Source organism: Paenibacillus sp. FSL R7-0333 (assembly GCF_038000365.1).
In the GTDB taxonomy this organism is placed as follows: domain Bacteria; phylum Bacillota; class Bacilli; order Paenibacillales; family Paenibacillaceae; genus Paenibacillus_AQ; species Paenibacillus_AQ silagei.
In genome coordinates this window covers 1,232,441-1,244,507 of the sequence record NZ_JBBOBZ010000001.1, presented here as the reverse complement: position 1 = coordinate 1,244,507, position 12,067 = coordinate 1,232,441, and the positions used below count along the sequence as shown (strand labels likewise).

Annotated in this window: 12 protein-coding genes; 5 read left to right on the top strand and 7 right to left on the bottom strand. The window is 54.4% G+C overall.

Going from position 1 to position 12,067, the window contains the following annotated elements; translation table 11 throughout:
• Positions 1-50 precede the first annotated feature (50 nt).
• The gene (locus MKY86_RS05285) at positions 51-1,190 is read left to right on the top strand and encodes an MGDG synthase family glycosyltransferase (RefSeq protein ID WP_076081881.1); all 1,140 of its coding nucleotides are present in this window, start codon (positions 51-53) and stop codon (positions 1,188-1,190) included.
• A 79-nt stretch (positions 1,191-1,269) separates the two neighbouring features.
• Here MKY86_RS05285 and trmB read toward each other — a convergent pair whose 3' ends face one another.
• Together trmB and MKY86_RS05275 are read right to left on the bottom strand one after the other, a co-directional pair.
• Complete coding sequence (gene trmB / locus MKY86_RS05280) at positions 1,270-1,986, bottom strand: tRNA (guanosine(46)-N7)-methyltransferase TrmB (protein ID WP_036727654.1); 717 nt, start codon at positions 1,984-1,986, stop codon at positions 1,270-1,272.
• Positions 1,987-2,187: 201 nt separating this feature from the next.
• Positions 2,188-2,361: a hypothetical protein gene (locus MKY86_RS05275; RefSeq protein WP_179090500.1), complete on the bottom strand. Its 174-nt coding sequence runs from the start codon at positions 2,359-2,361 to the stop codon at positions 2,188-2,190.
• A 245-nt stretch (positions 2,362-2,606) separates the two neighbouring features.
• Here MKY86_RS05275 and MKY86_RS05270 point away from each other — a divergent pair, with 245 nt between their 5' ends.
• The 4 genes from MKY86_RS05270 to MKY86_RS05255 all read left to right on the top strand — a co-directional run bounded on the left by MKY86_RS05270 (position 2,607) and on the right by MKY86_RS05255 (position 6,296).
• Positions 2,607-3,563 (top strand): TIGR01212 family radical SAM protein, encoded by a 957-nt coding sequence (locus MKY86_RS05270; protein ID WP_036696094.1) that lies wholly within the window; start codon positions 2,607-2,609, stop codon positions 3,561-3,563.
• On the top strand, positions 3,563-4,159 hold the full coding sequence (locus MKY86_RS05265; protein ID WP_076081836.1) for a tRNA (mnm(5)s(2)U34)-methyltransferase: 597 nt from the start codon (positions 3,563-3,565) through the stop codon (positions 4,157-4,159). Before MKY86_RS05270 ends, MKY86_RS05265 begins: the two co-directional genes overlap by 1 nt.
• A gap of 120 nt (positions 4,160-4,279) precedes the next feature.
• Entirely contained in the window at positions 4,280-5,248 is a 969-nt protein-coding gene (locus MKY86_RS05260; RefSeq protein WP_076081837.1) for a type I phosphomannose isomerase catalytic subunit, read from the top strand.
• A gap of 85 nt (positions 5,249-5,333) precedes the next feature.
• Positions 5,334-6,296 (top strand): alpha/beta fold hydrolase, encoded by a 963-nt coding sequence (locus MKY86_RS05255; protein ID WP_076081838.1) that lies wholly within the window; start codon positions 5,334-5,336, stop codon positions 6,294-6,296.
• Positions 6,297-6,851: 555 nt separating this feature from the next.
• On the opposite strand, the gene MKY86_RS05250 is transcribed toward MKY86_RS05255, so the two are convergent.
• The 5 genes from MKY86_RS05250 to MKY86_RS05230 form a co-directional block, all read right to left on the bottom strand.
• Positions 6,852-7,703: a hypothetical protein gene (locus MKY86_RS05250; protein WP_076081839.1), complete on the bottom strand. Its 852-nt coding sequence runs from the start codon at positions 7,701-7,703 to the stop codon at positions 6,852-6,854.
• Positions 7,704-8,023: 320 nt separating this feature from the next.
• Entirely contained in the window at positions 8,024-8,572 is a 549-nt protein-coding gene (locus tag MKY86_RS05245; RefSeq protein WP_076081840.1) for a histidine phosphatase family protein, read from the bottom strand.
• Positions 8,573-8,632: 60 nt separating this feature from the next.
• A complete protein-coding gene (locus tag MKY86_RS05240; RefSeq protein WP_076081841.1) occupies positions 8,633-9,220 on the bottom strand; it encodes a nucleotidyltransferase family protein in 588 nt (195 codons plus the stop codon).
• A complete protein-coding gene (locus tag MKY86_RS05235) occupies positions 9,213-9,722 on the bottom strand; it encodes a GNAT family N-acetyltransferase (RefSeq protein WP_340826495.1) in 510 nt (169 codons plus the stop codon). Before MKY86_RS05235 ends, MKY86_RS05240 begins: the two co-directional genes overlap by 8 nt.
• A gap of 355 nt (positions 9,723-10,077) precedes the next feature.
• On the bottom strand, positions 10,078-12,060 hold the full coding sequence (locus MKY86_RS05230; RefSeq protein WP_076081843.1) for a B12-binding domain-containing radical SAM protein: 1,983 nt from the start codon (positions 12,058-12,060) through the stop codon (positions 10,078-10,080).
• Between the last annotated feature and the right edge of the window lie 7 nt (positions 12,061-12,067).

The window sequence follows — 12,067 nt, the reverse complement described above, 5'->3', positions numbered from 1 at the left end:
CTGAGGGGCGCCGGCCGGTCAATACCTCTAGGGAACAGGTGAACTATACATTGCGCAAAAAAAGAATATTATTGCTGTCAGAGGGCTTCGGTGCCGGGCATACCCAGGCTGCATATGCGCTGTCGAGCAGCCTGCGGAAGCTGTCTCCGGAGGTGCAGACCAAGGTGCTGGAGCTGGGGAGCTTCCTGAATCCCAAGGTGGCCCCGCTCATTGTCTCGGCATACCGCAAGACGGTTACCTCCCAGCCCCGGCTGATGGGCTATGTGTACCGTCACCAGAAATCATTCAATCGTCTTACCACACTTGCCCTGCACCGCTTGTTTTATACGCATGCCCAAAATATTGTGAAGCAGCTGAAGCCGGACATTATCGTCTGTACCCACTTCATTCCCGGTGCTGTTATCTCACGCCTGAAGCGGCTTCACCCGTCGCTGAAGGCTCCGCTGATTACGGTCATTACAGATTATGACGCCCATGCCAGCTGGATCAGCCCGCAGGTGGACCGCTATCTGGTATCCACCCCTGAGGTCAAGGCGAAGCTGCGCCGCCGGGGCGTTGCCGCCTTCAAGATCCGGGTAACCGGCATTCCTGTCCACCCGAGCTTCTGGGAGCAGCACGGCCGGGAAGACATTCAAGAGCAGTTCAAGCTGCTTGGTGTTCCGACGGTCATGGTCATGGGCGGTGGATGGGGCATGATGAATGACGAAGTAGTGAATGCGGCTCTGGCCGGATGGCGGGACAAGGTGCAGATTGTGTTCTGCCTCGGCCAGAATGACAAGCTGCTGCAGGAGATGATGCAAGACCCGCGGTTCAGGCATCCCAACATCCGGCTGCTGGGCTTCACCCGGGAGATTGACAAGCTGATGGAGGTGTCCGACCTGCTGGTCACCAAGCCGGGCGGCATGACCTGCAGCGAAGGCTTGGCCAAGGGCATTCCGATGCTCTTCCACTCTCCGCTGCCGGGCCAGGAAGAAGAGAACTGCCGGTACTTCACTGCCGCCGGACTGGGAGAGCCGATAAGCTCCCTCGATGTAGTTGACCGGTGGATGGAGCGGCTGCTGAATGATTACGGAAATGTCCGTGCGGCGCGCAAGGCCCATCTGGAGGCCATCTCCAGGTACAACCCGCTGCAAAGCGCCCAAAGCATTATTGATATGCTGGATAAACCGCGCGCAGAACATGGACAGTAGAGAACCAGGTTAGAACGCAAAAGGCAGTCCGGTATGAATGAACCGGACTGCCTTTTGCTGTAATTGCCGGTAATGCAGCCTAGAGGCGGTACTTGTCCAGACGGGTGGCCTGATATTGCTTCAGCGCCTCATCTCCGACAATTGCCTCGCAGCGGTGAATGTTCACGCCCCGTCCATAGAACTTGGTCTCGTATTCGGTCATTACATGCTCTTCGTTGATCACGCCGCCCTCATGTAGGTCAAGCGAAATATTCTTCATCTGCAGGCCATAGTCCGCAAAGGCATTAAGCGAGAATTCAAACAGGCTGCGGGAATCCGTCTTCAAATGGATCTCGCCGAGCGGACTGAGCAGTCCGCGGTATTTATCCAGAAAACGCGGATGCGTCAGACGGCGGCGGGCATGCTTGCTTTTCGGCCAGGGATCACTGAAGTTGAGAAAGATCCGTTCCAGTTCCCCTGGAGCGAACACTTCCTCCGCGTAATCGATATTGGCCAGGGCCACTCTCACGTTGGGCGGTGTCTCTTCTCCTGCCGGCTCCCATACATTCCGGGCCTTCTCGGCTGCGCGCCGCACCAGCTCGTCATACATATCCACGCCGATGAAATTAATCTCCGGGTATTTGAAGCTCATTTGACTGATAAACTGTCCCTTGCCCATTCCGAACTCCACATGAATCGGATGATCATTGCCGAACAATTCGGACCAGCGCCCCTTCAGGCTGCGTGGTTCCAGGATGACCAGATCGGTCTGCTCCTCAAGACTTTCACGTATTCCTTTTCTTCCGCGTAAACGCATAGGTACTCCTCCGCTTATCTCTTTATTGCCTTATCTGTGAATAGGATAAATGCCACTTGCAATATTGTGCCGAACTTACCGGCAAAAGTAAAGGGATTTCAGCAAAAGAAAAGGAACCTCCATCCTGCCCCTGTTGGACTGGTCGAAAGTTCCGTGCGTGTTGTATCTGTAATACCGGCCCGCTTTTCAGCGGACTGCCATTTATTTATCGAACTCGAAGGTCTTCTCGAACGCATTGCGGATCTTCCGCTGCGCTTCTGTCTTGATCTTGTGGTTGCCGTTGAATTCTACGCCTGTCAGGGCGAGAGCTTCATCGGGAGTCAGCTGCACATCAATCGAACCTTTGTTATCAGCAAATACCGTTGGAGAATTCATCGTTATCACCTCTAAGGTTTAGTATGGACCGGACGACACGAAATTATGAATTCAAGCATAAGATTGTGGTTGCTGCAGCGGCTTTTTTAACACTTTAAATATAACATAATGTGTAAGCATTTTCAAGCCGAATGGCAGTAATTCACAGCCTATTTTTAGTTTTTTTTCGGCGGATTTCCGGGAGGGATTGTTACGTTCATCACGGATTTTTGATACAATGGGAAGGTTAATGAAAGGAGCTGCACATGTCTAATCTTCAACAAGCCTCCTCTCCGCTTCTGTGGGGGGATAAACGGTTCCATACCTGGAACTACGAAATGCGCGGGCAGATGGATACCAAGGTGTTCAAGGTCATGCTCGATGCGGGCTTCACCTGTCCGAACCGTGACGGTTCCATCGCCAAAGGAGGCTGTACATTCTGCAGTGCCAGAGGGTCAGGCGATTTCGCCGGAAGCCGCCGGGATGATCTGGTCACCCAGTTCAACCATATCCGCGACCGCCAGCATCAGAAATGGCCGAATGCCAAATATATCGGCTATTTCCAGGCCTATACCAATACGTATGCTCCTGTCGAGGAGCTAAGGGAATATTATGAAGTCATTTTGCAGCAGCCCGGGGTTGTCGGCCTCGCCATTGCCACCCGCCCCGACTGCCTACCGGATGATGTAGTGGAGTATCTCGCGGAGTTGAACCAGCGCACCTATCTATGGGTGGAAATGGGGCTTCAGACCATTCATCAGTCCACTTCGGATCTGATTAACCGCGCGCATGATACCGCCTGCTATACTGAAGCTGTTGCGAAGCTCCGCCGTCACGGCATCCGGGTGTGTACCCATATCATTCACGGTCTTCCGCAGGAAACGCATGAGATGATGCTGGAGACTGTAGCTGCTGTAGCGAATATGGGAGTTCAGGGGATCAAAATCCACCTGCTTCATCTCATGCGCAAAACGCCGATGGTGAAGCAGTATGAAGCCGGGCTGCTGCGGTTCCTGGAGCAGGATGAATATGTGAAGCTCATTGCCGACTCGCTGGAAATTCTGCCGCCGGACATGATCGTCCACCGCTTGACCGGCGATGCCCCGCGCGATGCTCTGATCGGCCCGATGTGGAGCCTCAAGAAGTGGGAAGTGCTGAATGCCATTGACCAGGAGCTGGTCGCCAGGGACACCTGGCAGGGTAAGTACTGGAGGAAGGGCTGATGGGCTTCCTGTCTGTCCTTAGCTTCGCCCATAAGCTGACCGCTGAGCGGCTCTCGCCCGGCGGACTGGCTATCGACGCCACCGTGGGGACCGGCGCCGACACTCTGTTCCTCGCCAAGGCGGCCGGGCCGCGCGGCGGGGTGTACGGGTTCGACATCCAGCCGCAGGCGCTGGCTCTTGCCGGCGAGCGCCTGCGGCTGGCCCGGGAGGAAGCACCTGCGGCGCTGGCTCCCGTGACGCTGCTGCTGCAGAGCCATGCAGCCATGGCTGAAGCCGTTCCGCCCGCTTGGCGCGGAACGGTCTCGGCGGTGATGTTCAACCTCGGCTATCTGCCCGCAGGCGATGCCGACAAGACCATCATCACCGAGCCGGGAAGCACGCTGGCCGCGCTGGAGGCGGCGCTGCTGCTGCTGCGCCCGGGCGGGATCATCACGGCCGTGCTGTATCCCGGCCACGAAGGCGGCGGCCGCGAAGCCGCCGCTGTCGAAGCCTGGGCCGCCGGACTGGCCCAGCAGGACGCGCAGACCATCGTGTACCGCCAGCTTCAGCGCGAGTCTGCACCGTATGTAGTAGCTGTAGAGAAGAAAAGAAGCTGATCAGAGATTGCAATCGCCCAGTTTTCGCAGCGATTGTATTTTCCCGGGACACCATCATCGGGTTGACAGCCCGGGACAAGACAAATCACCAATTCTATTATCAGGAAGGAAGATGTTGTAATGACGAAACCATATCCTCTGAAATTTCAGCCGGAATTCAAAGAACGTGTCTGGGGAGGCCGGGCGCTGGAGAAATTCGGCCTGGATCTGCCCGAAGGCCATATCGGCGAAGGCTGGATGATTGCCGATCATCCGAACGGCACCTCCTCTGTAGTCAACGGCGAGCTGGCCGGACAAGGCCTGGATGCCATCCGTGAGCAGTTCGGGCACGAGTGGTTCGGCAGCAAGGGCATCACGGAGGAAGGCGGAAGATTCCCGCTGCTGATCAAGCTGCTGGATTGCAACGATAACCTCTCTGTACAGGTGCACCCTACGGATGATTATGCCGGACTTCCCAAGGGAGAGCTGGGCAAAACCGAAATGTGGTACGTGCTGGACGCCAAGCCAGGCGCCAAAATCATCTACGGCCTGAAGGAAGGCGTCACCCGCGAGATGCTGAAGGACGCTCTGGAGAACGGAACGGTGATGGACAGCCTGCAGGAAGTGACTGTAGCTGCCGGTGACTCCTTCTATATTCCTGCCGGGACTGTACACGCCTTGTGTGCAGGTGTCGTTGTAGCGGAGATCCAGCAGAACTCTGACACTACATACCGGATTTACGATTACGACCGTCCGGGTCTGGACGGGAAGCCGCGCGAGCTGCATATCGAGGATTCCCTGAATGTTACTGCCTATGAAGGCGCAGGCGCGACTTCGATGAAGACCGATGGTGCTGTGGCCGGAGAATGGCTTAGAATCGCCTCCTCTCCTTATTTTATCGTAGAAAAAGGTCTGGTGTCCGGCGAATGGCAGCTCGCCACCACCGATGACAGCTTCACCATTCTGGTGGTCTGCGAAGGCAGCGGCCACCTGATCTGGGACGGCGGCTCCCAGCCATACGCAGCGGGCGAATGCTATCTGCTTCCTTCCAGCCTGGGCGCTTACAGTATTGAAGGACAATCTACAGTGCTGCGCTCTTATCTGCCTTAAGCAGCCGGACTGCGTCACTTGGATCAGAAGCAACAGGTACTCTTTACGCTAGGAATGCTGAATTTCACTTTCAGGAGGACAGGCGATGACTGAGAACACTTTTACCATGACTGATCCCTTAGATGTCAAAATCCATGTCTATGAATGGCTGCCGGACGAGGGAACGGAGATCCGGGGGATTGTGCAGATAGCACACGGGATGTGTGAGACGGCTGCGCGGTATGCCCGGTTCGCCTCGGCGCTCACCGCAGCCGGTTATGCCGTGTATGCCAATGACCACCGGGGGCATGGGCTTACCGCCGGCAGAGTCAACCTGCTTGGTGACAGCGGGGAGAACGGCTTCTACTGGATGCGGCGCAATCTGTTGCAGCTTGCGGGAGTTGCCTGCTCCCGGCATGAACATGCCCCGATCTACCTGTTCGCGCACAGCATGGGTTCGTTTCTGGCTCAGAAGCTCATGTGCGAAGAGGGGCATGAGATTTACAGCGGCTTCATCCTCAGCGGCACCAATGGTCCCCGGAGCATGCTGCGGCTGGCAGAATCCTTGTCGGCTATGCAGTTAAGGCTGCAGGGCGACCATCACCGCAGTGTACTGCTGAATGGCATTGTTTTCGGCGCTTATAACCGGTCCTTCTCTCCGGTCCGCACAGCTTTTGACTGGCTCAGCAGTGACCCGGAGGAGGTAGATAAGTTCATTGCAGACCCGTACTGCGGGGCGATCTGCACCACCCGCTTCTTCCGGGACTTCTTCCATTTGCTGCGTGAGCTTCATACCAGGTCCACTCTTCAGCACCTATGCAGCGACAAGCCGGTCTACCTGTTTGCGGGCGAGAAGGACCCTGTGGGGTTGAACGGTCAAGGGGTGATGCGTCTGGCTGAGTTATACCGGAAGCAGGGGCTTCAGGATGTAGAATGCAAGCTGTATCCGGGAGGAAGGCATGAGATGCTGAATGAGGTCAACCGGGACGAGGTCACGGCCGATGTGCTGGACTGGCTCGCCCGCCACCTGCCTGCCGGGTCCATGCGGCTTCAGCCTACGGCGGATTAACCTATTGATGCAAACGCACGTACTGGACTGGTGCTGACGTTGGTCTGATGCTTACGGTGGTGTAGCACAGTGCAGACCTATGTCCACAGTGCAGACCTATGTCCACAGTGCAGACCTATGTCGCCACTGCGCTGTGATCCGCAGGTACGTTACAAAAAGAGAGGCACTCCGCTGGGTAGCGGAGTGCCTCTCTTTCGATTATTTTGCCATAACAGTAAGTTAAAATTCTCCTCTTAGCTGCAACATAAGGTATGCCGCTGATCCGGCAGTAGCAATTGTCACGATTGCTGCAATTGTTGTAATTTTTGCAGGATCTCCACTCTATCGGCACCGTCTCAGTAGCAATTGTTGCACTTTAGGCATTATTTTTAACAAATTAACACTCTTTGGAGCACCAGTTGTTGCACTTTGTACAGGATTTCGGCATATTGACGCTCCAGAAGCAGCGAATGTTGTAATTTATGCAGGATTTCCAGGCTTCTTCTTAGGCCCCACTTTCCGCGCCAACACTCTAATGATCATCTCAGGTATTAACAGTAACTCTACAAAGACGCGTTATTCAAGCTCTAAATATCCTGCCAGTCTCCCCGCTAAATCTTGCTTATACGCCGGAAGATCATACGAAGAATTATTGACTTTGATCTTGTGCATGTTTATGCGGTTATATATGATTTTCTCCAATTTCAGTCTGGCCTCAAGCACCCTCAGAGTTCCGTCTAAGCCCTGGTGCCCGTGTTTAAAGCCATAGCCCTGTTTGGTGTAATATTCAATGAACCCCTCTGACCACTCCAGGGGCCTGTCGCGGACAGCTTTGCGGAAAGAATGCTCCAGATCGTCCTGATCAATATACATCAGCAGCGGATTCAATCCGGCAGTAATGGCTTCCAGCTCTAACGTGTAGCTTATAATGTCTTCCACAGCTGCGCCATGCTTGATCATCCCCATAGTTACGGGGTTCTGGATAAAGCAGCAATCAAACACATACGTGTCCGCCCCCTGCAAGGCCTTCTCCGCGAACTGTCTCCATCTTGCTGTAATCAGCTCCCTGTTCTGCGCGAGCGGCAATTCATACACATCGTTCCGGGTAAGCAAATCCAGCGCTTCCTTTGGAATAAGGGGCCCGTGTTCATCTATGATTTTGAGGTATTCCACCAGGTAATGGCTGTCATGAACAGTAGTCCGCGGACTTAATATATGCCTTGAATCGGCCCACATCCCCAGCAGCTCATCGTACTCTGCTTCCGCAAGACAAGCGACGCCGTCATAATCCGCCGGATGATCCAGATTCCCCTCCAGGAATAGCTGAGCTCTAATGCCCGTCTCCGTAAGAATGTCATAAACCAGCTGTGCCGTAGTGGATTTTCCGAAGCCGGGTAAGCCCTCGATTAAAATCAGTTTTGGATACATATAGTAGTTCCCCCATTCATGATTTAGGAGGATAAGCAGGCAAGGAGCCATAGAGATGCGGTGTCCCGGCAACAAAAAAGGATACCCTAAGGTATCCGCAGAAGCCGGTCTATGAACCAAGCTTACCCCTGCATACCCTGTAAGATTAAAGAAAGACATGCCGAATAGCATAGTGTTCTGCACTATTGCTGGCATTCTTCCGGTTAATTAATCCTTACAGAGTAATCCACATGATAAGGCATAAGCTCCTTTATTTGCATCTCATGACTTAACTTAACATTTGAAGGAGGTAAATACAATGATGTGTTTTTGAAAACAGCTTAGATTTCAGAGGACTCCCCAGTTTTGGTATACTCGCTAATTGAAGCATGCGGTGTTTCTGGAGCCTCCCCTATCAAGGTACGAAAAGCCATGCCGTGTCCGGTAATGATCACCTTTTGAAACCCGAGATATTGGTCAATCACCTTCTCCACGCGGTTTTTCAGCATTTCCTTGGATTCCCAAGGTCTGGTCTCTCCGGGAGGGTAAACTCCGCCGTTAGCATCATAATCATTCCCCAGCTCAGTTAGCCGCTTCAATGAATCGTATTGAAAGGTTAAGTCCGGCTGCCATTCCCTTAGATCGAATTCAATTCTTATGTCCAATCCCAGTTCCTTGGATAAAATAGCTGCCGTTTGAAGTGCTCTTGTATATGGAGAAGAAACTATAATCTCTGCTGCTTGTAAACGTTCATCCTTCGCGGCCTCGTATACCTGGCGAGCCCCTGTATCCGTAAGAGGGACCAGGTCCCGGCCATGCCCCTTCAATTGGTACAATTCATTAATCTCCCAATCGGGTTCACCATGACGGATGAGATAAAATTGAGTCATTTAGAATCCTCCAGACCTCGTAATGAGCATTTCTCTATTCGCCCAAAAACGGCCAGAGCCTCACTGCCCCCAAGGGACCACCTTAAGCTCCGGCCATTTACTCTTCCATTTCTGCGTTTTGGTACGGTATACCTCTTCAGTGATCAGCGCTTTGTTGGGCCGCAGAACCAGTTGAAACAAATCCTCCAGACCAAATGGAGCGTACAGCTGCCATTCTCCATTCAGGGCAAGCCTGGCCCCCAGCGATGTCACTGTAGTCGGCCAGCTGTCAATTGCCGCTTCAAGCGACAGGTACGGCTTGATCTCCACACCAAACTTTTGCCCGTACCACAGATGAACTCTGGCCTGATTCTTGAGATCGACCGGAAACGCTATACTGTCAAAAAGCTCATCCCCCTTCGCAACCACTTCATTCTCAGCAGCATAGCTCAAATCTTCCCCGTCGTAGTAAATAATATCGATATCACTGATCCCATAACCCGGCGTCCGCCCGGTAAGCTCGTTCCATACCGTTTGCACCAGGCAGCCTGCGCCAATGTAATAAGGGAATGGGGCCAATCCTTGGGCACGTTTGAAAATATCCATTAGCAGAGTATCGCGGGTGAATAGCTCTGTAAGACGGTTATGCATTTCATTGCTACTATCCATCGATCAAACCCCCAACACTCCCGGAAGGCAGCGCATATTGCAAAATAAGTTGTGTCCCCTTGCTTCCGCTCCGCCGCAGGCCGTGATCCTGAAATCCGGTGCGGAGATATAGCTGACTGGCGGCGGTATTGCGTTCATTCACAGCAAGCACAATCTGCCGGGCTTCAGGGTAGTGGCGGCGGACAAAATCCGGCAGCTGCAACATCGCTGCTATAGCGAACCCACGGCCCTGGCTGGCGTAGTCCATCAGGAAAGCGCGCAGCAGAACTGCATCGCCATAGTCTGGAAAGAAATCGGATATGCCTTCACCGGTATGGAGGATGAAGAAGCCCACCGCCCTTTCTCCATGAGCAATAACCACTCCCTCCTTACCGGCATCCTCCTTGATATCCTGAAGCGTCTCCTCCGGCATTCCGGTGAACTGCAACTGCTCCGCCGGAAGCAGAAAGCCAAGTAACTGGTCCCTGAATTGCTCCCCATGCTCGTCACCGTACCTAAACAATGATATGTGCTGCTCCTGACTCAACTGTATGCCCCCCATAGGTAACCGACTCCCGCTCATGCTCCATTGAGGCCGCTTCGCCGAATGTGGTCGGTTTTTCGATTACATTTGGCCTACGTGCCCACGCGGCGACGAATCTGGTCGATTTTTCGATTACATTTAGCCCACACGCCCACGCAGCATCGAACGTGGTCGGTTTTTCGATTACATTTGGCCTACGTGCCCACGCGGCGACGAATGTGGTCGCTTTTTCGATTACATTTGGCTCACGTGGGCACACAACGCCGGATGTGTTCGGTTTTTCTCATACGTCCACATCGGCAGGCAGGTGTCCAGTGTAGTCAGGGGCATTCCCCTACAAAGGCAGCGAATAATACTGCGCCCGCTGGCTCTCGTCCTGCTGATACAGGACGACCAGCAGCGTGCGGCCGTCGCCTGCACCAGGGTGCGGATCGTTAAGGGCCACCGCTGGCACACCACCGGCCACTGCTGCCACAGAACGCAGCAGATCTGCCTCAGCAGCGGCCACGCCGCCCGCTCCAGCTCCCCCGCGTTCTGCCGGAGCCGCTGCTGTAACCGCCGCGTGTAGTTCCCGGCCGTCCCCGTTCCCGGCATCAGCACCGGCTTCAGCTTGGGCACCCGCCTCAGCGCCAAGCTCCCCGTCATAGCGCAGCCCGCTGATCGATTCCAGCACCGGATCGAGCCGGAATGGCAGCTCGTCGAGCACGATGAACTTCTGGAGCTCCCGCTCGCTAAGCCCGGCCTCCGCCAGCTTGGCCGAGATCAGCTCCGGCTGACTGGCGATCTGCTTCAGGTGCTTCGCCCACTCCGCTTTATCAAGCACATCCTCCCACCAGATCTTGCGGGGCTTATACTTGTGGGCGAGGAAGTAGTCCAGCTTCATCAGGCCGGTGACAATATCCATGGAGGCCGTGCCCCGGTCCGTCAGGAAGTCATGCAGCCGGGTGAACAGATCCTCCAGCTGATGCCCGATCTTCTGCCAGCCCCGCTCTTCCCAGTAGTCCCCGAACTCCTGGAAGAAGTCGAACGGGGACGGGAAGACATGGCGGATCAGGTACTTTACCGAATGAGCCAGCCGCTGGCTGTTCCAGTACTTCTCCAGCACATCCTCCAGCCGCTTGAGCCGGATAATATCGGCGAACGGCATGACATGGCTGCTGAGAATTTCGTATGGCGCATGCTCCATATACGTATAGTCATATTTTGCGGCCTGGGCGCGCAGCCCGGTGCCGCGCAGCATTTTGAGAAACCCTAATTGCAGCTCCTCCGGCTCCATGGCAAAGACGTCATTGAAGGTCTTGCGGAAGGTGTCGTAATCCTCCATTGGCAATCCGGCGATCAGATCGAGATGCTGGTCGATGTTGCCGCTGGCCTTGATCTTCATCACAGTGCGCGACAGCTTGGTGAAGTTCTGGCGGCGCTTGACCAGCTCATTGGTCTCGTCATTCGTCGACTGGACGCCGATCTCGAAACGGAAAACGCCCGGAGGGGCGTTCTGCGCCAGGAAATCCAGCACCTCGGGACGCATAATATCAGCGGTAATCTCGAACTGGAACACGCAGCCCTGATGATTATCGATCAGGAACTGGAACATCTCCATCGCATAATTGCGGTTGATATTGAACGTGCGGTCCAGGAACTTGATCACCTTGGCTCCGCCCTCAATCAGATAGAGCAGATCGGACTTCACCCGTTCGATATCATAATAACGCACGCCCACCTCAATGCTGGACAGGCAGAATTGGCAGTTGAAGGGACAGCCCCGGCTCGTCTCAAAATACACAATCCGCTTGCTCAGCTCCGGCAGATCCTCCGCGAAGCGGTGCGGGGTCGGCAGGGTGTTAAGATCGCTTTTGGGACGGGGAGGGTTAACGATCAGCTCTTCGCCCTTGCGGTAAGCCGCACCGTATACGAAATGGTACTTATGTTCATCCCGGATCTCCTGCAGCAGATGGTGGAAGGTCTCTTCCCCGTCACCGTTCACGACAAAGTCCACTCCGGCCTCCCGCTTCATCCAGTAGAGCGGCTCATAGGATACCTCCGGCCCGCCCAGCACAATCTTGACCTCCGGCATGACCTGCTTGAGAATGCCGACCAGCTTGATGGTCTCCTCGATGTTCCAGATGTAACAGGAGAAGCCAATCACATCCGGCTGCTTTTGAAAAAGGTCAGACACGATGTTCATCGCGGGATCTTTGATGGTATATTCCGCCAAAAGGATATCCTTGAACTCATGCTCGCTATACGCCTTCAGCAGCCGGATCGCAAGCGACGTGTGAATATATTTGGCATTTAATGTGGCCAGGATGATTCTCATGCCTTAT

Bases quoted from the DNA above. Each gene is read 5' to 3' on its own strand.
- trmB (WP_036727654.1), bottom strand. From the start codon at position 1,986: ATGCGTTTACGCGGAAGAAAAGGAATACGTGAAAGTCTTGAGGAGCAG.
- MKY86_RS05275 (WP_179090500.1), bottom strand. From the start codon at position 2,361: ATGAATTCTCCAACGGTATTTGCTGATAACAAAGGTTCGATTGATGTG.
- MKY86_RS05270 (WP_036696094.1), top strand. From the start codon at position 2,607: ATGTCTAATCTTCAACAAGCCTCCTCTCCGCTTCTGTGGGGGGATAAA.
- MKY86_RS05265 (WP_076081836.1), top strand. From the start codon at position 3,563: ATGGGCTTCCTGTCTGTCCTTAGCTTCGCCCATAAGCTGACCGCTGAG.
- MKY86_RS05260 (WP_076081837.1), top strand. From the start codon at position 4,280: ATGACGAAACCATATCCTCTGAAATTTCAGCCGGAATTCAAAGAACGT.
- MKY86_RS05255 (WP_076081838.1), top strand. From the start codon at position 5,334: ATGACTGAGAACACTTTTACCATGACTGATCCCTTAGATGTCAAAATC.
- MKY86_RS05250 (WP_076081839.1), bottom strand. From the start codon at position 7,703: ATGTATCCAAAACTGATTTTAATCGAGGGCTTACCCGGCTTCGGAAAA.
- MKY86_RS05245 (WP_076081840.1), bottom strand. From the start codon at position 8,572: ATGACTCAATTTTATCTCATCCGTCATGGTGAACCCGATTGGGAGATT.
- MKY86_RS05240 (WP_076081841.1), bottom strand. From the start codon at position 9,220: ATGGATAGTAGCAATGAAATGCATAACCGTCTTACAGAGCTATTCACC.
- MKY86_RS05230 (WP_076081843.1), bottom strand. From the start codon at position 12,060: ATGAGAATCATCCTGGCCACATTAAATGCCAAATATATTCACACGTCG.